Origin of the sequence: Natronolimnobius sp. AArcel1, assembly GCF_011043775.1 — an archaeon.
Taxonomy (GTDB): Archaea; Halobacteriota; Halobacteria; order Halobacteriales; family Natrialbaceae; genus Natronolimnobius.
In genome coordinates, this window is the sequence record NZ_JAAKXY010000004.1 from 207,463 (window position 1) to 225,806 (window position 18,344).

At 58.7% G+C, this 18,344-nt stretch carries 19 protein-coding genes, 2 tRNA genes and 1 pseudogene; 12 read left to right on the forward strand and 10 right to left on the reverse strand.

Translation table 11 applies throughout. From position 1 onward, the window contains the following. Positions 1–104 precede the first annotated feature (104 nt). The 3 genes from G6M89_RS13315 to G6M89_RS13325 form a co-directional block, all read right to left on the reverse strand. Positions 105–740: an AIR carboxylase family protein gene (locus G6M89_RS13315; RefSeq protein WP_165162328.1), complete on the reverse strand. Its 636-nt coding sequence runs from the start codon at positions 738–740 to the stop codon at positions 105–107. Between the two features lie 63 nt (positions 741–803). Next, positions 804–1,967: a 5-(carboxyamino)imidazole ribonucleotide synthase gene (locus G6M89_RS13320; RefSeq protein ID WP_165162329.1), complete on the reverse strand. Its 1,164-nt coding sequence runs from the start codon at positions 1,965–1,967 to the stop codon at positions 804–806. 77 nt (positions 1,968–2,044) lie between these two features. Then, positions 2,045–3,166 carry a guanosine monophosphate reductase gene (locus G6M89_RS13325; protein WP_165162330.1) on the reverse strand — a complete coding sequence of 374 codons (1,122 nt, stop codon included), beginning with the start codon at positions 3,164–3,166 and terminating at the stop codon, positions 2,045–2,047. A 142-nt stretch (positions 3,167–3,308) separates the two neighbouring features. Between G6M89_RS13325 and G6M89_RS13330 the strand changes: the two genes are divergently transcribed. Both G6M89_RS13330 and G6M89_RS13335 read left to right on the forward strand, forming a co-directional pair. Continuing rightward, positions 3,309–3,626, forward strand: a complete 318-nt coding sequence (locus tag G6M89_RS13330) for a hypothetical protein (RefSeq protein WP_165162331.1) — start codon at positions 3,309–3,311, stop codon at positions 3,624–3,626. Continuing rightward, entirely contained in the window at positions 3,627–4,139 is a 513-nt protein-coding gene (locus G6M89_RS13335; RefSeq protein WP_165162332.1) for a hypothetical protein, read from the forward strand. A 237-nt stretch (positions 4,140–4,376) separates the two neighbouring features. On the opposite strand, the gene G6M89_RS13340 is transcribed toward G6M89_RS13335, so the two are convergent. From G6M89_RS13340 to ribH, 4 genes are all read right to left on the reverse strand, one after another. Then, positions 4,377–4,479, reverse strand: a tRNA-Gln gene (locus G6M89_RS13340). 228 nt (positions 4,480–4,707) lie between these two features. Continuing rightward, entirely contained in the window at positions 4,708–5,457 is a 750-nt protein-coding gene (locus G6M89_RS13345) for an HNH endonuclease (protein ID WP_165162333.1), read from the reverse strand. A 92-nt stretch (positions 5,458–5,549) separates the two neighbouring features. Then, positions 5,550–6,698, reverse strand: a complete 1,149-nt coding sequence (locus tag G6M89_RS13350) for a pyridoxal phosphate-dependent aminotransferase (protein WP_165162334.1) — start codon at positions 6,696–6,698, stop codon at positions 5,550–5,552. After that, positions 6,695–7,138, reverse strand: coding sequence for a 6,7-dimethyl-8-ribityllumazine synthase (gene ribH / locus G6M89_RS13355; protein ID WP_165162335.1), 444 nt, complete (start codon positions 7,136–7,138; stop codon positions 6,695–6,697). The genes G6M89_RS13350 and ribH overlap by 4 nt, the downstream gene beginning before the upstream one ends. Positions 7,139–7,358: 220 nt before the next feature. On the opposite strand from ribH, the gene G6M89_RS13360 reads away from it, so the two are divergent. The 10 genes and pseudogenes from G6M89_RS13360 to G6M89_RS13405 all read left to right on the forward strand — a co-directional run bounded on the left by G6M89_RS13360 (position 7,359) and on the right by G6M89_RS13405 (position 13,701). Next, a complete protein-coding gene (locus G6M89_RS13360) occupies positions 7,359–8,042 on the forward strand; it encodes a hypothetical protein (protein WP_241175340.1) in 684 nt (227 codons plus the stop codon). A gap of 197 nt (positions 8,043–8,239) precedes the next feature. Continuing rightward, positions 8,240–8,605, forward strand: coding sequence for a NifU family protein (locus G6M89_RS13365; RefSeq protein WP_165162336.1), 366 nt, complete (start codon positions 8,240–8,242; stop codon positions 8,603–8,605). Positions 8,606–8,797: 192 nt separating this feature from the next. Then, complete coding sequence (locus G6M89_RS13370) at positions 8,798–9,391, forward strand: amino acid-binding protein (protein WP_165162337.1); 594 nt, start codon at positions 8,798–8,800, stop codon at positions 9,389–9,391. Further along, on the forward strand, positions 9,391–10,338 hold the full coding sequence (locus G6M89_RS13375; protein ID WP_165162338.1) for a homoserine dehydrogenase: 948 nt from the start codon (positions 9,391–9,393) through the stop codon (positions 10,336–10,338). The genes G6M89_RS13370 and G6M89_RS13375 overlap by 1 nt, the downstream gene beginning before the upstream one ends. 269 nt (positions 10,339–10,607) lie before the next feature. Beyond that, the gene (gene tuf / locus G6M89_RS13380) at positions 10,608–11,870 is read left to right on the forward strand and encodes a translation elongation factor EF-1 subunit alpha (protein WP_165162339.1); all 1,263 of its coding nucleotides are present in this window, start codon (positions 10,608–10,610) and stop codon (positions 11,868–11,870) included. Further along, complete coding sequence (gene rpsJ / locus G6M89_RS13385) at positions 11,871–12,179, forward strand: 30S ribosomal protein S10 (protein WP_004215311.1); 309 nt, start codon at positions 11,871–11,873, stop codon at positions 12,177–12,179. 138 nt (positions 12,180–12,317) lie between these two features. Next, positions 12,318–12,992: a rhomboid family intramembrane serine protease gene (locus G6M89_RS13390; protein WP_165162340.1), complete on the forward strand. Its 675-nt coding sequence runs from the start codon at positions 12,318–12,320 to the stop codon at positions 12,990–12,992. A gap of 75 nt (positions 12,993–13,067) precedes the next feature. Continuing rightward, positions 13,068–13,139 (forward strand) — tRNA-Ala (locus G6M89_RS13395). A gap of 195 nt (positions 13,140–13,334) precedes the next feature. After that, positions 13,335–13,547 (forward strand): annotated as a pseudogene (locus tag G6M89_RS22365) (hypothetical protein). Next, entirely contained in the window at positions 13,540–13,701 is a 162-nt protein-coding gene (locus G6M89_RS13405) for a hypothetical protein (protein WP_165162150.1), read from the forward strand. Before G6M89_RS22365 ends, G6M89_RS13405 begins: the two are co-directional and overlap by 8 nt. Before the next feature lie 1,031 nt (positions 13,702–14,732). Here the strand turns inward: G6M89_RS13405 and G6M89_RS13410 are convergent. From G6M89_RS13410 to G6M89_RS13420, 3 genes are read right to left on the reverse strand one after another with little or no spacing between them, the layout of a single operon-like run. Beyond that, positions 14,733–15,638 carry a carbohydrate ABC transporter permease gene (locus G6M89_RS13410; protein ID WP_165162341.1) on the reverse strand — a complete coding sequence of 302 codons (906 nt, stop codon included), beginning with the start codon at positions 15,636–15,638 and terminating at the stop codon, positions 14,733–14,735. 2 nt (positions 15,639–15,640) lie between these two features. Continuing rightward, entirely contained in the window at positions 15,641–16,570 is a 930-nt protein-coding gene (locus tag G6M89_RS13415; protein ID WP_165162342.1) for a carbohydrate ABC transporter permease, read from the reverse strand. Between the two features lie 57 nt (positions 16,571–16,627). After that, positions 16,628–18,196 carry an extracellular solute-binding protein gene (locus G6M89_RS13420; RefSeq protein ID WP_241175341.1) on the reverse strand — a complete coding sequence of 523 codons (1,569 nt, stop codon included), beginning with the start codon at positions 18,194–18,196 and terminating at the stop codon, positions 16,628–16,630. Between the last annotated feature and the right edge of the window lie 148 nt (positions 18,197–18,344).

Consider the following 18,344-nt stretch of genomic DNA (forward strand, 5'->3'; position numbering starts at 1 on the left):
TCTCAGCTGCTGTCAAATCGTAACATAGTTTTCGAAACACAACTCGGGTGGGGCCGGTCCCGAAAGCCAACAACGAAATTCCCGTCCGACCATCCCGGATGTCTCTACTCGTCGTCGCGATACGCTGGCGTCCCCTTGTCGTGCAGTTGTTTGGAGACCGCGCCAACGTCTTCGCGGAGTCCCTCGTGGTAGTCGACCAGTCGGTCCCGAACGGGCTCGTGCTGGCGGGCCAGAATCTGGGCCGCCGATAATGCTGCATTAAACGACTTGCCGGCGTCGACCGCAACCAGTGGCGCACCCGCTGGCATCCCAATCACGCTGTCGACGGATTTCTCCTGGACTGGCACACCAATCGTCGGCAGCGGGTACGCAATTGACGCCGTCATGTTCGGCAGATCTGCGGACTTCCCGCCAGCGCCCGCGATGATCACCTCGAGACCGCGCGCTTCGGCCGTCTCCGCGTACGCGGTCATCAAATCTGGTGTGCGATGTGCAGAGGTGACGTACGTCTCGAAGGTAAAGCGCTCCTCGGGTGGGTTCTCGTAGTCGGTCTGTTCGGCAAAGCCGAGTTCATCGACGAACGCGTCGTACGCGCCACGGCGCTTGCCGCCCGTCATCATCGTCTCGAGGTCTGAGTCACTACCCATGACGATGCCGACATCGGGTGTGTCCGCATCGGAACGCTCGAGGGCTGCTTCGCGGTGCAGGCGATCGATCAGGTCGGAAATAGTGTCGCTCATACCGAACGCTGTGGGGGCGACAGACTTCAAAGGGTCGTAACGGCCCGAAAACGAAGCAGTCGATCAGGACTGGAACGTGGCGCTGTCCTCGAGGTCTCGCGCGGTCTCGAGTAGTTCCTCCGCAGTTGTGTTGTCATCGCGCGCGCATAGCGTGACGTGGCCCATCTTCCGCAACGGGCGTGCCTCACGCTTGCCGTACCAGTGCAGATGTGCCCCAGGCGTCTCGTGAATCTGTTCGACGCCGTGTAGCGCGGCGTTCTGGGACTCTTTGACATCGCCCAGCAGGTTTACCGAGACGGTTGGATTCCGCAATTCGGTCGCCGCCAGCGGCCAGCCAAGAACGGCGCGGACGTGCTGTTCGAACTGGGAGCTGTGAGCCCCTTCGATAGTCCAGTGACCCGAGTTATGCGGGCGCGGGGCGATTTCATTGAGGTGCATCTCGCCATCTGTCGTCTCGAAAAGTTCGATGCCGTACACCCCGCGACCATCCATGACTTCGAGTACGTCCGCTGCAACCTCACGGGCACGGTCGGCCGCGGCGTCGCTCGAGCGTGCGGGGACAACTGTCTCCCGCAGAATCTCGTCAACGTGGATGTTCTCCCCAATCGGGAACGACGCAATCTCGTCGTAGCCTTTCACGGCAATCACTGACACCTCGCGCTCGAACTCGACGAACGCCTCGACCATCGCGGGACCGGCAACCGACTCGAGGGCTTCCTCAGCCTCCGCCTTCGATTCGACCGGAACGTTTCCTCGCCCGTCGTAGCCACCCGTACGAGCCTTGAGCATGACCGGCGCGCCGTAGTCGTCGATGGCGTCGCGAATATCGTCAGCGTCCTCGACCGCACGGAACGGTGGGACCGGAACGCCTGCCGCCTCGAGTTCGCGTTTCTGGACGAGTTTATCGTGGATCGTCTCGAGCGTCGCGGGCTTTGGATGGACTGGTGTCCCCGACTCCTCGCTGACGCGCTCGAGAACGGTCTGATCCGCGAGTTCGATTTCGAACGTGAGGACGTCCGCTCGTTCTGCGAGTTCGCGAATCGCCTCCTCGTCGTCGAACTCGGCGACGATCTGGTCTCGAGCGACGAGCGCGGCCGGACAGTCCGGCGTCGGATCGAGTACGACTACCTCGACGCCGAGTGGCGATGCCGCCTCGGCGAGCATTCGCCCGAGTTGTCCCCCGCCAACGACGCCGAGCGTCGGTCCTGGCGTCTGCAGCGTTGTCATTGCGCGTCCGTTCTCGGCGTCCGTGTTTAAGTATTCCCAATCGTCTAGCGCGTCGTCGCGGTCGATACTGATGCCGGTCAGTCGTCTCCCTCAAGTGCGGCTTCGGCGTCCTCGCCCGCTGACTCGACATCGACAGAAACCGCTTCGCTGTCGACGCTGACGCCTTCCCAATCTTGATCGGCGTGATACCCTTCGCGCTCTTTCGCGCTCGGCGCAACGCGGATGAACTCGGCCTTCTCGCGCGCAGCTGGAATTGTGTGTCCGCCACAGTACGAAAGGCCGGACTGAATTCCAGCACAGAACTCCCCGACCACGTCAGCGACTGGCCCCTTGTACGGCGTCAACGCCTCGACGCCCTCGTCGGCGCGCACGTCTGCTTCCTTGTCGTCGCGCTTTTCAGCTGCCGTCGTCGTCGCCATCCCTCTCGAGCGCTTGTATCGCGTTCCTTCAACCTCAACGACTGCACCCGGAGCCTCCTCCGTCCCAGCGAACAGACTCCCGAGCATAACGGTATCCGCACCCGCCATCAGCGCCTTCACCGCGTCGCCAGACGTGCGGATCCCGCCGTCGGCACAGATCGTCACCTCGAGTCCTTCCGCGGCGTTCGCACAGTCGTCGACGGCGGTCAACTGCGGCACGCCCGCCCCCGCCACCTTCCGCGTTGTACAGTGGGAACCAGGGCCGATGCCGACTTTCACGCAATCTGCACCCGCTGCCGCGAGGTCTTCAACACCCGACGGCGTCGCAACGTTGCCAGCGATCAGGTCCGTCTCCGGAAACTCCTCTCTGAGCGTTTCGACCGCCTCGAGCGTCCGCTCTAAGTGCCCGTGGGCCACGTCGACGACCAGCGCGTCCACGCCAGCCTCGACGACGGCCGCGCCGCGAGCGACGTAATCCTCGTTGATCCCGACTGCAGCACCGACTCGCTCGCCCGCGGAGACGACCGTCTCAACCTGCGCGGCTTGCTCATCGGGCGTGAGAAACCGATGCAACACGCCGAACCCGCCAGCTCTCGAGAGTTCGAGTGCAAGCTCTGCTTCCGTCACCGTATCCATCGCCGCCGACACCAGCGGCGTCTCGAGCGATATCGACGGCGTCAACGGCGTCTCGAGGTCGACATCGCTCCGACTGTCGACCGGCGAGCGATTCGGAACCAGCAACACATCCCCATAACTCAATCCCGTGCGTAGATCGTTCATACCCCCTTGAACTCCGGTGGCTGGCCGGATAAGTCCCTCGCTCCCTGTAGTCGTTGCGCTTCTGTGCGCTCGAGTTCTCTCACGTGACTGACAGGGTAAGCACGCAGAAAGAGTTAACCAACGGCACTCACAATGTACACATATGAGTTCCGAAGGCAAGAAGCGGGTTCAGTTCCGCGCTCCCCAGGGGTTAGTCGACCGGGCAGATGCACTCGCAACCGTCCTCGAGACTGACCGCACGGACATCCTTACCAACGCATTGCGTGAGTACCTCCGGGATGCATCTCACGATGACGACAGTAAGCAGGAGATCGCAGAGGCATACTATGCTGACGATATCACGTTTCAAGAAGTAAAAGAACTCGTCGGACACGAAGAGGCTGCAAACTTTCGCGTCCTAAAGAACCAATTACGTGACGAGTTCGTCAACGAGACTGCAGAGGAGTTGGCGGACTCATAAATGGCGCTACTCGTCGCAGACACCTCCGCTCTTGTGAGTCTTGGAACCGTCGAAGCGCATGCACAGACACCTCTCAGTATTCTTCTTGACACCAATCAAATTTGTATCCCCGAACAGGTGGTCACAGAATTAGAAGAAACTGCAGCGTACGATGACCCATCAGGAAACGCTTCGCAGGCCGTTCTTGACCGTCTGTCGGCATTCAACGTACGAGCCGTGACACTCGATGAGGACTTTCCGCTTGACGATGGCGAGAACGCCGCGGTTTCACTGGCCAATGACCTCGAGGCGAGACAATTTCTTTGTGACGAATTCAACAAACTCGCTCTTATTCACGCCTCCTTAGCTGATACTCGACTTGTGACAACACCGACGCTCTTGACCGCGTTAGTTCGCAACGAACACCTTGCTCCAGCAGACGCAACCGCCCTGTTATCGACGATGAGCGACGCCCGGAGTTGGGAAACGAACACGTACGTCGCGCAGGCACAGAAAACTCTTAAACGGCAGTAGAGAACTCGTATTTCTTATCATCTCGGGCGGATTCGAACTTCATAGACTCGAGTTTGGGTGTGTACTGGGGCTTGTCGAGGACAGTTGTTGCTCGAAGGAGATTCACCTGGACCAATTAATGTAAAATATTTGATGTAGTCCCGGGCGGATTCGAACCGCGCAGACTCGAATCCTCTCGTCTGCTGGGCTCGAACCGCCGGGGATACTTGCGGCTCACGGGTTTGTTCGGCGCAAAAGTAGTCCCGGGCGGATTCGAACCGCCGTCCTGAGCTCACTTCCGTGACGGCCGAAACCGGACACGTCCAAAGGCTCAGATGATTGGCCACTACACCACGGGACTCCTCGTTACACTCGTCGTCCCGTGAGGCTCGTAAACCCGTCGGTTTACTCACCACCACGGGACTTCTCACTCCGTTCAAAGCCCCATGTAGTTCGTAAATCCATCGGATTTACTCACTTCCGTGAGGCATCAGCCGCCTCACGTTGTTCGCAGTTTCTTCGAAACTGCTCACCACCACGGGACTCCGTCGGGCGTCATCGCTTGATAGCGCATGCCCGCACAATAGTGTTACTTTTCGTCTCGAGGCGAAACCGCTATCGACCCCGCTTCAGCATGGCGATGGCAGGGCCGACAGAGCGTGATAACGTTATCCATCGTATGCGCATCCGCGGGTTGGTCAAACGACCGAACAGGCTCGAGATGGTGGACATCCGGATTCTTCCCCAACTCGTCCGCACCGACGCCACAGTGTTGGCACTCGTAGCCGTCGCGCTCGAGTGCCTGTCGTCGGATTCGCCACCACCGTTTCCCGTAGTTGATCACGCCGCCTTCCCACTGGTGATGGTCGGGTCCGACGACGTTCTCCGAAAGCCACTCGCCGTAGCACTCGAGCGTACAGAAACAACCGCGTTTTCGCTTGTCTGCTTTCGCTGGCCGAACCTCGAGTTTCGACCTGCAATATCCGCACTCGACGGTAACGCGCGTGCCTTTCTCCGACGGATTTTCAGGGAGCAATCCAATCGCATCCTCGACGCACCCCGGACAGTAGACGCCGTCTTTGTCGGACGGATAGTATGAAAACGTCTCACCACACGAGTCACAGGTCGCTGATTCTTTCGCATCCCGCCAGTTACCGTTGTGCTCGCCCGCGTTTGGGTTGCAGTCGTCACAGAACTCGAGGCGGGCCTTCGGATCATAAAACTCGCTTCCACACCCGCTACAGGTCCGGTTCGGAAGCGACTCGCCGTGGACTTTCGTATGGTGCTGGCGCATTCCCTGTTCGGTACTCAGTGATTTTCCACACGTCGGGCAGTCCATGTCGCGGTTGGCCGCGCTATCAGCTATAAACTCGAGGACGCACCACTGGAGTGTTCAAACGGCGATAAAAGACGTAAACGGTGGCCGGTGCGTTACAGGTAGCCTTCCGCGGCCAGTCGCTCGATGCCTTCCTCGAGTCGTTCCTCGCTTGCGGCATACGAAATTCGTGCGTAGCCGGGCGTTCCGAACGCACTACCGGGGACGGTCGCGACGTGGGCGTCTTCGATTGCGCCTTCACACCAGGCCTGATCGTCGTCATCGACAGGGAGCATCATGTAGAACGCGCCCTCTGGGACCGCGACGTCGACATCGTGTTCGGCGAGTAAGTCGACGACGAGTTCGCGTCGCTGTGCGAAGGCTTCGGTCATCTCGTCGACAGCCTCGTCGGTGTTCTCGAGTGCCTCAATCCCGGCGTGCTGGACGAAGTTCACGGCCGAGGAGACGGAGTGGCTGTGGAGTTTGCCCGCCTGGTCGATGAGGTCTTCGGGGCCGGCGAAGTAGCCAAGCCGCCAGCCAGTCATCGAGTAGGCTTTCGAGAAGCCGTTGACGGTGACCGTGCGGTCGGCCATTCCCTCGAGCGTGCCCAGACTCGTTGGCTCGACGCCGTAGGTAATCTCCTTGTAGATCTCGTCGGAAATGACGGTGATGTCGTGTTCGACGGCCAGATCGCGCACGCCCTCGAGTGCGGCGTCGGAGTAGACCGCGCCGGTTGGGTTCGATGGCGAGTTGACGATCAGCAGTTCGGTCTCGTCTGAGACGGCCTCAGCGAGGTCATCGAGTGCAGGCTCGAGTTGGAACTCGTGTGCAGAGAGGTCGACACGGGTGAGCGAGCCGCCGGCCATCTTGACCATGGCCTCGTAGGAGACCCACGCGGGATCGAGGAGGGCGACTTCGTCGCCGTCGCTGATCAGGGCTTGGATGATTTCATAGAGCGCCTGTTTCGCGCCGGGCGTAACGATGATTTCGTCGGGGCCGTGATCGAGCCCGTCGTCGGCCAGTTTCTCGGAAATCGCTTCGCGCAGGTCGATGATCCCCGCGGAGGTGGTGTAGCCGGTGTGGCCGGCGTCCATGGCGTCCTGGCCCGCGTCGATGATATTCTGTGGCGTCGGGAAGTCGGGTTCGCCGACCGAGAGGTCGACGACGTCCGCGCCGTCGTTCTCGAGTTCGGTCGCGAGCGCAGAGATTGCGAGGGTTGCAGACGGTTCAACTCGGGTCAGGCGGTCGGTAAATTCCATCGTCATTGCTGATCTGGATCTGACTCCGTTTCCGGATCGGAAGCGGGAAGGTCGGTCACAAGGTCAATCGCGCCGGAGACGGCTTTGGCCGCGTTCTCGACGCGTTCGCGCGCTTCGGCGGCGGACATACCGGGGCCCGTCACGCCGAGCGTAACGGGGGTGTCACGCTCGAGACTGACATCGGAGAGTCGCTGTGCAGCCGCGTCGGTGATCACCTGATCGTGGTCAGTGTCGCCGGTGATAACCGTCCCGATGACGACGACTGCGTCGACGACGTCGCGGCGTGCGAGTCGGTCAGCAGCCAGCGGGGCATCGTACGCGCCCGGGACGTGCACCGTCTCATACACCTCGACATCGGCGTCAGCGGCAGCCTCGAGGGCAGCCTGCTCCATTTGCTCGGTGATCGGCCGGTTGAATTCAGCGACCACCAGTCCGAGCGTGGTCATACTCTCAGCGTGGAGAGGGGCCCTAAAAGAGCTACCGTTCTGTCCGGAGTTATCGCTCCGCAGTGGGGTGGTCTCAAACATCTGCGGGACAGGTGTGTCGACACAGTTACAAGACGGAATTATAGTCGTGATAAACGTGTGAATCGTCCTAAAACGAAACAAACAGCGCTGAATGACTGTCGACTTATTTGATGTAGTGGGCACCAGTGGAGAGCGCACTATGTCTACCAATCGATTCGCGTTCCCCGACGCAATTGACCGCGATACCGTCCAATCAGTTGGAAAAGTCGTCCTCGCAACGCTGGCGCTGATCTGGCTGTTGTGGCTCATCTCGCTCCTTCCCGGAATCGGTCGGTTCATCCCTGGAACGCCCGTGACGTTCGCTGCCGTCGCTGGAGCGATTGCGACCGTGCTGGTCGTTGGGTTACTTCTGTATCTCGCGCCCGCGCTCGCAGGGCTCGTTCGCTCGACAGTCGACGGCCCCGATGCCATCGTCGACGATATTGCATCGATAATACACCTGTTTATTGTCTTGCTCGCGGTGCTCGTTGCCCATCGCGGGCTGGCACAGTTGATCGTCCCGCTCCTCGAGAATCCACTCAGCCTCGGAAACGCGGGCTGGACGTACGATATCGTGTTCCTCGCACTCGCATTGCCGCCGCTTGCAATCCTCGCAGCGCGTATCTACGTCTCGCTCGACCCGATGTCCGAACTGCTTGCGAACAAGTTGACAGGTGAGACCGCACAATCCACCACTCACGGCTCGGACACCGGACCATCGACAGTGGAGTCTGACGCCACCACCACTGAATATGCAACCGACAACGCGACTGATGTGGCGGCTGACGACACGAACATGGCTGACGACAACGCCGACACCACTCGAGACGCGCGCGACGACTAATCTCAAAACCAGTCGGCGCGTTCGAACCCAGTATCGAGACTGCGTAGCGACGTATTGTCGGAATAGAAAACAGCGTTCTATCTTGAACTCAGATCGGTTTGTATGAGTGGCTGATTCTACACACAGCAGACGATTAATCATCGACATCCTGAGCCCAGTACCAAACCTATTCAGCACTCGAGTTCCTAGACGAGACAATGACTGATTCCGACGACGACGCATCGCTGCACGAGCGCGTCGAGGCCTGGCTCACCCGCGAGATGCCGATCATTCAGATGCACGGCGGAACGAGTGCGGTTCGGGAGGCCAATCCCGACACCGGCGAGGTCATCATCGAACTCGGTGGCGGGTGCTCAGGGTGCTCAGTCGGCGACGTGACGACGGGGAACATCGAGGCCGAACTGATTCAGTGGCCCGAAATCGACGAGGTCACCGTCAGAATACCGGATGCTCGAGATAGTCTGGGCGGACCGGACCAGCCCGAATCGATCATGGGTGTCGACCGAACTGAGGGCGGCCGCGGCGACTGGGGGTCCTCAAATCCCGGAAAAGACCACCTCTGATCGGTTCAGAACAGGGTTCTGTATCGGCCAACTCGGTGTGGTTCGCCAGTCTGGAGACACTGGTGTGTTGTGAGTCACGTTGACAGGGACGGCTAGTTTTGGGAACGCCTATATGCTTTTACGCGTCAATTACGGAGTTAGTGACAATGAGGACGTGGAGACGCCTACAAGCCGGTGCTGGGGGTGACAGTCGTGGTCGATGAGCCAGTCGTCGACGGTGACGACGAAACCGACGCGGAAGGTGAAACGACAGCGGAAACAGAAACTGACGGCGGCGTTCGTACGTACACCGTTCGCCTCGAGTTAGTCGACGAACCCGGCGAGTTACTGAGCGCGCTCTCGCCGATCGCCGACAACGGGGGCAATCTGTTGAGTATTCACCACGAGCGTGGAAACATGACCCCGCGCGGGCATATCCCCGTCGAGGTCGACCTCGAGTGCCCACCGGATCGCTTCGAGGGCATCGTCGACGCACTTCGTGATGCCGGCGTCAATATTATCCAGGCCGGTGCGAACCGCTACGGTGAGGAGATCAGCGTCGTGCTGGTCGGCCACCTCATCGATACCGACCTCTCGAATACGCTCAACCGCATTCAGGAGGAAGCGAGCGCTGCCGTCCTCGATCTCTCGCTGTCCGCGCCGGAAGGCACTGAGCCAGTTTCGAGCGCCCGGCTGCGACTCGCCATCGACTCCGGCGATATTGACGATACGCTCGCGACGATTCGATCGATTGGCGACGACAAAGAGCTCACTGTCGTCGAACCGCTCCCCGGAGGTGATGCCTGATGAAACTCGCAATTCTCGGCGCTGGCGATGTCGGCCGCTCGGTCGCAGACCTCGCTGGCGAATACGGCCACGACGTCGTTGCACTGGCAGACTCGAGTAGCGCCGCTCTCGACCAATCAGGTATCGACGTCGAAGACGCACTCGAGGCAAAACTCAGTGGTGGACAGGTCGGCGAAGACGACCCGGAAACTGTCTTCGACACCGACTACGACGTGCTCGTCGAGGCAACACCAACCACGCTCGACGACGCCGAACCCGGCTTCTCGCACGTCAAACGCGCACTCGAGACCGACCACCACGTCGTGCTGGCGAACAAGGGTCCCGTCGCCGAACGCTACGAGGAACTACGCGCACTCGAGGCCGACAGCGCGGGTTCGATCCGCTTCGAGGCAACCGTTGGCGGCGCAATTCCCGTGCTCTCGACCATCGAGGACTCGACGCCACAGGCAGTCACCGCCGTTCGCGGCGTCTTGAACGGCACCGCGAACTTCATCCTCACCCGGATGGCTGCCGAGGGACTCGATTACGAACACGTCCTTGCGGAGGCACAGGATCTCGGCGTCGCGGAAGCCGATCCGACCTTCGACGTCGACGGCACCGACGCCGCACTCAAGTTCGTCATCCTCGCGAACGTCCTCTCTGAGGGCGGCTTCGCACTCGAGGACGCCACCGTCGACGGCATCCAGAACGTTCCCGGCAGCGCACTCGACCTCGCTGCCGAAGATGGCCAGACGATCCGGCTCATCGGCGAAGCAACCCGTGACGGTGTCCGTGTCGGGCCGCGTCTGGTTCCCGAAAACAGCGCTCTCGCGGTGACTGGCACGCGAAACATCGTCCAGATCGAGACGAAACACGCCGGCTCGCTGCACTCGAGTGGCCGCGGTGCGGGCGGTCCAGAGACGGCGACGGCAGTGCTGTCTGACGTCGGGCGGCTGCCCGAACTGTAAGGTCCCGATAGCCTCTTCTTTTCGTGCGTGTTCGCGCAGTGATTCTCGACAACGACTTTGGCCCTCGAGTTGCACGTTGCGATACGGTGATCCCGAGACGCCAGCAGTTGAGACGGGCGAGTCGCAACTGGACACCCGTTCGAAAACCGTGTGGATGTTACACAAACCGCAAGCAAGCGTCGGGATCATCTGAATACGCTTTCGAAATGGTTTTAACCGCAACGGGCGAACAAGACCGATATAAGCGCCTCTGCGCGTGAGCTACAACAATGAGCGAACAACACCAGAACCTGGCCGTAATCGGTCACGTTGACCACGGGAAAAGTACGCTCGTGGGCCGACTCCTCTACGAGACGGGGAGCGTTCCCGAGCACGTTATCGAACAGCACCGCGAAGAAGCAGAAGAGAAGGGCAAGGGCGGATTCGAATTCGCCTACGTGATGGACAACCTCGCCGAAGAGCGAGAGCGTGGTGTCACCATCGACATCGCCCACCAGGAGTTCACCACCGACGAGTACGACTTTACCATCGTCGACTGTCCTGGCCACCGCGACTTCGTCAAGAACATGATCACGGGCGCATCCCAGGCGGACAACGCTGTCCTCGTCGTCGCTGCTGACGACGGTGTCGCGCCTCAGACCCAGGAGCACGTGTTCCTGGCTCGGACCCTCGGTATCGACGAGCTCATCGTCGGCGTCAACAAGATGGACGTCGTCGACTACAAGGAAGACACCTACGACGACGTCGTCGAAGAGGTTACCCAGCTCCTCAACCAGGTCCAGTTCAACACCGAAGACGCCTCGTTCATCCCGATCTCGGCGTTCGAAGGCGACAACATCGCCGAATCCTCGGACGAGACATCGTGGTACGACGGCGAAACGCTGCTTGAGGCACTCAACGCCCTGCCAGCGCCACAGCCACCAACGGACGCACCACTGCGACTCCCAATTCAGGACGTCTACACGATTTCCGGAATCGGTACCGTCCCAGTCGGACGTATCGAGACCGGTGTCATGAACATCGGCGACGACGTCTCCTTCCAGCCAAGCGACGTTGGCGGCGAGGTCAAGACCATCGAGATGCACCACGAAGAGGTGCCAAAAGCAGAACCCGGTGACAACGTTGGATTCAACGTTCGTGGCATCGGTAAGGACGACATCCGCCGCGGTGACGTCTGTGGCCCAGCCGACGAGCCACCAAGCGTCGCCGAGACGTTCCAGGCACAGGTCGTCGTCATGCAGCACCCATCCGTGATCACGGCCGGCTACACCCCGGTCTTCCACGCACACACCTCGCAGGTCGCCTGTACGATCGAGTCCATCGACAAGAAAATGGACCCATCGAGCGGCGAAGTCGCCGAGGAGAACCCAGACTTCATCCAGTCGGGTGACGCTGCAGTGGTCACGATCCGACCACAAAAGCCTCTCAGCATCGAGCCATCCAGCGAAATTCCAGAACTCGGGAGCTTCGCAATCCGCGACATGGGTCAGACCATCGCGGCCGGGAAGGTCCTCGAGGTCCACGAGAAATAGATGCAGCAGGCACGCGTTCGACTCGCGGGTACGAGTCCAGACGACCTCGACGACATCTGCGACGACGTCCGCGAGATTGCGAACAACACCGGCGTCAACCTCAGCGGTCCGATTCCGCTACCGACCAAGACCCTCGAGGTGCCGACCCGGAAGTCGCCTGACGGCGAAGGCACCGCGACGTGGGAGCACTGGGAGATGCGCGTCCACAAGCGCCTGATCGATCTGGACGCCGACGAACGCGCACTCCGACAGCTCATGCGCATTCAGGTGCCAAACGACGTTTCGATCGAGATCGTCCTCGAGGACTAACGCCTCGATTCGATTTCGGTCCGTTTCGCGCGACCCCATTCGAACCCATTTTCGATCACCCGTTCCGAGCGTGAGTGGTGACACACGTGGCGTCCGGTAATACACTTTTGTAGCTCGTCAGCATAGCTAGAGGTAGCTATGTCGGAGCGTTCTGCCAGTCCCGTCTTCGAGTTGCTGATCATCTTCATCATTGTCTTCCTCAGCCAATGGGTCGCCGAAGCCGTTGACCTCATGACGACGTTGTTCGTTCTGTCACCCCCAATTGCAGATCACCCGTGGACAGTCGTGACGAGTGTTTACGCACATGGCAACGTTGGCCACCTGCTCTCGAATAGTATCGCGCTCGTGATCTTCGGGTGGCCCGTTGCTCGAGCAACGACACGTGTTCGATTCCACGTGTTTTTCCTCGTCATGGGTGCACTTGCCGGCATTTCCGAAATCGTGTTGTCGGCACTGTTGGCAGTCGTCTCGTCCGCCATGGCAGCCATTTTACCATTTTTCACCATCCCGACGTTTCCGCCGACCGGTGGCGTTCTCGGCGCGAGTGGTGCCGTGTTTGCACTCATGGGCTATCTGCTCGCCGGCAACCGGTTCTCGTCGGGCATCGCCTCCGTAATACAGATTCCACAGTGGCTCGCCTGGGTCGTCTTCCTCGGCTTCGCTACGGCCATCACCCTCGCAACCGCAGCCCCAGGTGTTGCACTGATCGCTCACTTCACCGGTTTCCTCCTTGGCCTGCTCGCTGGACGGGCTCGAGTACTCAACGTCGGACCACAGGCTGCCAGTGGTCAGCCACAGCGTGAGCAGTTCTAACGGATTCGTCCACTTCTCACACGTTGCCGAGGAAACACAAGCTACAAATAGATACCACGGGTTAGAATCAGGTGCGGGCTCGTAGATCAGTGGTAGATCGCTTCCTTCGCAAGGAAGAGGCCTCGGGTTCAAATCCCGACGAGTCCATTCAACTTTTGACACGTCTCGAAGTGTCCAGTTAGTCGCGTCTGTAGCGACTGACGCCGAATTATGCACCGAACAGATAGGCGTACAAACCCCCGCTGAAAATCGAAGGACGATCGGCTTCGAATCCGAGTGTACGCTGTCTGGCGATTTCACCGAAGGAAAACAGGGGTGGTCGGCGTGAGTACCACCTTCGGCATGTTATTCAGTCAGTCGACGTGTCAGAACTGCGGGAATCACGTCAGCGACAAATTCAGCCGTGTCTACGGTGACAACCAGAACCGGGTTCACCGCTGTTCAGACTGCGATTCGTATCGGCGACTGACTTGAGGATCTGCAGGTGGGAAAGTGCTCGAGATACCGGACCCAGAAACGGCCAACGGCCACCAAGGAGGTGAGCCCGATGTCTGAGTTCGTCCGGGCCAGCCGTCTGTATCACGTCTCGAGTCGAACGCCCATAGCCCATCCAGCCCATCAAGCGAGTGACGACGACGTTCGCCACGTGCCCGAGGATCGGAAGATTCGAACCGACGGTGGTCACTCTGATGACAGTATTGTTCAGTGATCCACGATCCATTCATGGTCGCAGCTAGTACATTTGAGCGCAACCCTACGTCCGTTTCCAAGTAGGGTGCTCCAATTCTCCTCGTCACAAAGCGGACAGAGGATACTTTCCATTGGATCTGTGCCGAAGGACTGTTCGGCTAAAGTGATTGTCCCAAAACTAGTAGGGACTGAGCAGGCCCTACGGACGAGTTGGACGACCCACACGAGGTTTGACTGTGACGATAACGACAACGAGAAGATTCGAACCGACGGTGGCTAGCCTGTAGCGGTCCAGATTATAGCTGGTGGGTCCACTCGTGGCTGCAGTTCGGACATTCAAAGTCTGCCACAACTACCCCTCCAGAGGCGTATTTAGCAATTCGTTCCCCCAGCCCGTCGTCGCATTCCGGACATTGGGCTCTCATTCCTATACTCGAGAGTAGTAACCCTCCCCTGATTAATCTGCCACCGAACTATGTGTGTAGTTCATTCCTCGAATGCAATGTGTCTCACTTCAGAGACTGTTCACTGTAGCGGAATATGATCATACAGAGTAACCGATATTGGTCACTATGAGACGTGAGTGAACGGCCGTCCGTCCGAACAGCGCAGGGACCGTCGACGCACCCTCGAGGTGAGGCTATCTGTGGACGTTCACAAGCGATGAGTGAATAAACGGAAGAGATGTTTTATAATTCCACATATAGTTCCCAGTGGGTAGTCTAGAGATGAACTTCAATATTTAGGTTAAAAGGACAGATAGGAACACAAAATAAGCACTGAAGAGATCTTTCTGAGTTGTTTTTCTTAGTAGAGGGCAAAATATATTGAATATCTCGAAAGATATTCTCGAGATCAATAATCTATGGTACTGATCTCGAGAGACTGTATACCGGGCTCTAATCGGATATATGGCTAGTTGAGGAAGATCAATGAGCGTGCTCAATGAGTATCGACAGGTACCAAACTTCCTGTTAGAGAAAACTATCAGATTGTTTTTTCTAGCTACTCGAGTCGACCAGCGACCACAAAGAAAACTGCGGGTCGCAGTTATGATTTGCCGACGCCTTCTGCCAGCCCTTTGACGATGTAGCTCTGGAGCAAGAAGAAGACGATCAGCATAGGGATCGTCGCACCGAGTGCGCCGGCCATGAGCATGTCCCAGTTGAGGGCGTACTGGCCGATCCACTCGGCCATGCCTGGCGGCAACGTCTTGCGTTCAGAGTCGTTGATCAAGACCAGTGCGAAGACGAACTCGTTCCACGCGAGCACCCACGTGAAAATCGCGGTCGTCGCAATTGCCGGTGCCGACAGCGGGAGCACGACCCGAACGACAGCGCCAAATCTGGTACTGCCGTCGATCATCGCTGCCTCCTCGAGCGATTCGGGGAGGTTTTCGTAGAATCCACGGAGCATCCAGATTGCAAACGGCAGGGTAAACGCAACGTAGGCGATCACAAGTCCCGTAAGCGTGTTGAACAGCCCGAAGTCCCGGAAGACCAGGAACAGCGGGATGGCCAGTAAGATAGCGGGGAACATCTGCGTGATCAACAGGAACGTTGCGACGGCTGTTCGGCCACGGTAGCGGAGGCGACCGATACTGTATGCGCCGAGCGTACAGACACCAACGCTCAGGATGGTTGCACCGACGCTGACGATCAGGCTGTTGCGGAACCAGTAGCGGAAGTCAGACTGGTACCACACCTGTCTGTAACCGGAGAGATCAACGCCGGCAACCCATGCGACTGGGTCGCCGATGAACGACTCAAAACCGGTTTGGTTGAACGAGACAACGGCCATCCAGAACACTGGAAACAGGATAATAGCAATGAGTGACCACAACAGTGTGTGGAAACCAATTGCTTTCACGCGTTGGGTTTGCTCATAATCCAGTGCGAGGAAGCCGTCGTTCGTTCGCTCCTCGGGAATGGAATCGGGCTGTGTATCTGTCGCCATAGTTATTTCCCTCCAATGTCTTCACGGTAGAGTCGCAGGTAGATCAGGCCGTACGTCATCATGACGATTAGCATGACAACGGCAATTGCACTGGCCAGTCCCATCTGGCTCAGGTGGAACGCCCGTTCGTAGATGTACACCGGTAACACCATCGAGGAGTTTCCGGGGCCACCGCCAGTCATCACGTAAATCAACGTGAAGTGATTGAGCGTCCAGAGACTCATCAAGAGCGTCATCACGACCGCAATTGGTTGCAAGAACGGCATTGTGATGTGTCTGAACTGATCAACTTTCGTCGATCCGTCGACACGTGACGCCTCGTAGAGGTCGCCAGGAATCCCCTTCATGCCTGCCAGGAAGGTAAGCATGAAGAAGGGGAAGTTCCGCCAGACCCAAGCGAGCATAATCGAGAACAGTGCATAGCGCGAGCTTGCGATCCACGGCAGTCCTTCAGAAATTCCGGTCAGTCTGAGGAAACCGTTGAGTGGTCCTAACTCGAAGTTATACATCAGTCGCCAGTTCAGTGCAATCGAAATGAACGGCACTGCCCACGGAAGCAACAATAGCGTCGTCGCAACTGATCGGCCCCGGAAGTCACGGTTGAGCATGATCGCAAAGCCGAGGCCAATCAGGGCCATGACGATGACGGCTGCGAACGCCCAGACCAATGTATTCCGCATCACAATCCAGAACTCGGTCCACCCGAGGATGGTGATGTAGTGCTCGAGTCCGACGAACTCTGGGTCAGCAATCCCGTCGTACTCGAAGAAGCTGAGGTAAACCCCACGAAAGAGGGGATATACACTCACGAGCCCAAGCGCCAGCAGTGATGGGAGTAAGAACAACCATCCCCAGACGCTCTCTTTCGAAAGCCAGTGATAGTACTCCCGGGGGAGTTCGAAATTTCGGAGTTTGTCTGTCGTAGTTGCCATATGTAGTGACTGTAACGATGGAGGGGGTCGCTTCGAACGGGGAAGACAGCGGGCGAGTTACTCGTACGGGTTCCAGATCTGTGGCGTGTCGCCGTTGCCTTCGATCCAGTCCGTAAGTTCGTCCGGTGCGTCCTCGAGTTCAGGCATCTCGTCGTTCTGTGGGAGGTCGTAGTCGACTTCGCCACTGATCGTATCGCGAACGTGGTTTGCCTGCTCGACGATGGCTTCCTGTGGGTCGTCGTCCGCACCGAGGATACCCGAGATCGCGACCGAGTAGGCGTCCATCTCGCCCTCGAGGTCGCCGAGGAACGGTGCACTCAGTTCGGGACCGGTAATCCCGTAACGAGCGGTGTCTTCGGCCTGGTCGAGGCGGGCGTCGATCCACTCGTCGGGGATGTCCGTGTTGTTCTCGGTGAACGGCGGAATCTCTTCTTGAGCCTCTCGAACGGGCAGGAAGTTCGGCGCAGCCTCCGGGAAGTACCCTTCCATCGTGTCCGGAAGCGTCATGTACTCAATGAACTCCATGGAGAGGTCGTCGTCGACGTTGTACTGCGTGTAGTCGGATTCGAACGCCGAGAGACAACTGCCGCCCATGAAGGCTGTGTTCGTCCCCATTGGCCCTTCTGGAATCGGCGCGAGTTCGGTCACCTCGGCGATATCCTCGCCCTCGCTGACCATCTCGTTTGCGGCGTCACCGCCGTTGAGCATCATCGCGACGTTACCCTCACGGTAGAGTTGTTCGGCGTCGGTGCCGTCCATGCCAGCCCAGCCGCCGGGTGCAATATCCCACTCTTCTTGGAAGCTTGCCATCCAGAGGTGGCTGAACAGCGATGTTGGACTGTCAAGTTCGACCGACCACTCGTCTCCGTCGTGGTCGAAGAACTCGCCGCCGGATTGGACGGTGGCCCCGTAGAGAATCTGTCCCGTTCCGGTGTCTTGTGCGGCACCCGAGACGAGACCGTTTTCGTCGGTTTCGTCCGTGACATCGATTGCCGCGTTGATCATCTCCTCCCACGTCTCAGGGATGCTGTCGTGGCCAGACTCCTCGAGGAGGTCCATGTTCGCGTAGAAGTTTCGCACTTCGATGAACCACGGGAAGCCCCACTTTTCGTCGTCGTACAGCCCCCAGTAGGAGGGCGTTTCGTACCAGTCGTCGTGGTCTTCGTACAGTTCGGTATTTGGCTGGACGACGCCGCTTGCACCGTAGTCGACGGCGTGCTCGTTAGCCATCTCACTGACGTTCGGCGTGTTCGCGCCCTGAATGGACGAGGTCCACTGCTCGAACACCTGGTCCCACGTGATGACGTTCGTCGTGAGATTGACTTCCTCGTCGGAATAGTCTTCGAACCCATCGGCAGTGTCTTCGATTGCCTCTGTTTCCTCTGGAATGTATCCCCGCATCGTCCACCAGAGGAAGTCACCATCGCCTGTTCCCTCAGTATCGTCGCTTCCGAACCCATCGAGACAGCCAGCAAGTCCCGCAGTGGCACCGGCAGCCCCCATTGCACCGGCCGTCTCCATGAATCCCCGCCTCGAGTAGTCCTCAGCGTCTGCATCGGAGTGAGCTGCTGATGGCTCACTCGAGTCAGCACTCTCCCCCTCGTTGGGCATGTTCGTTCCTGACATAGTTCTACTCACAAGATACCGAGGACGGTATAAATATCTTTGTGATTTATAACCTGTATTTCGACAAGGAGCAGTTGAGGTGTGTGACGTATCCGAATTCGAGGAAAACCTCATCGAGGTGGTGAGCAGAACGTTCGAGTTTCGATCG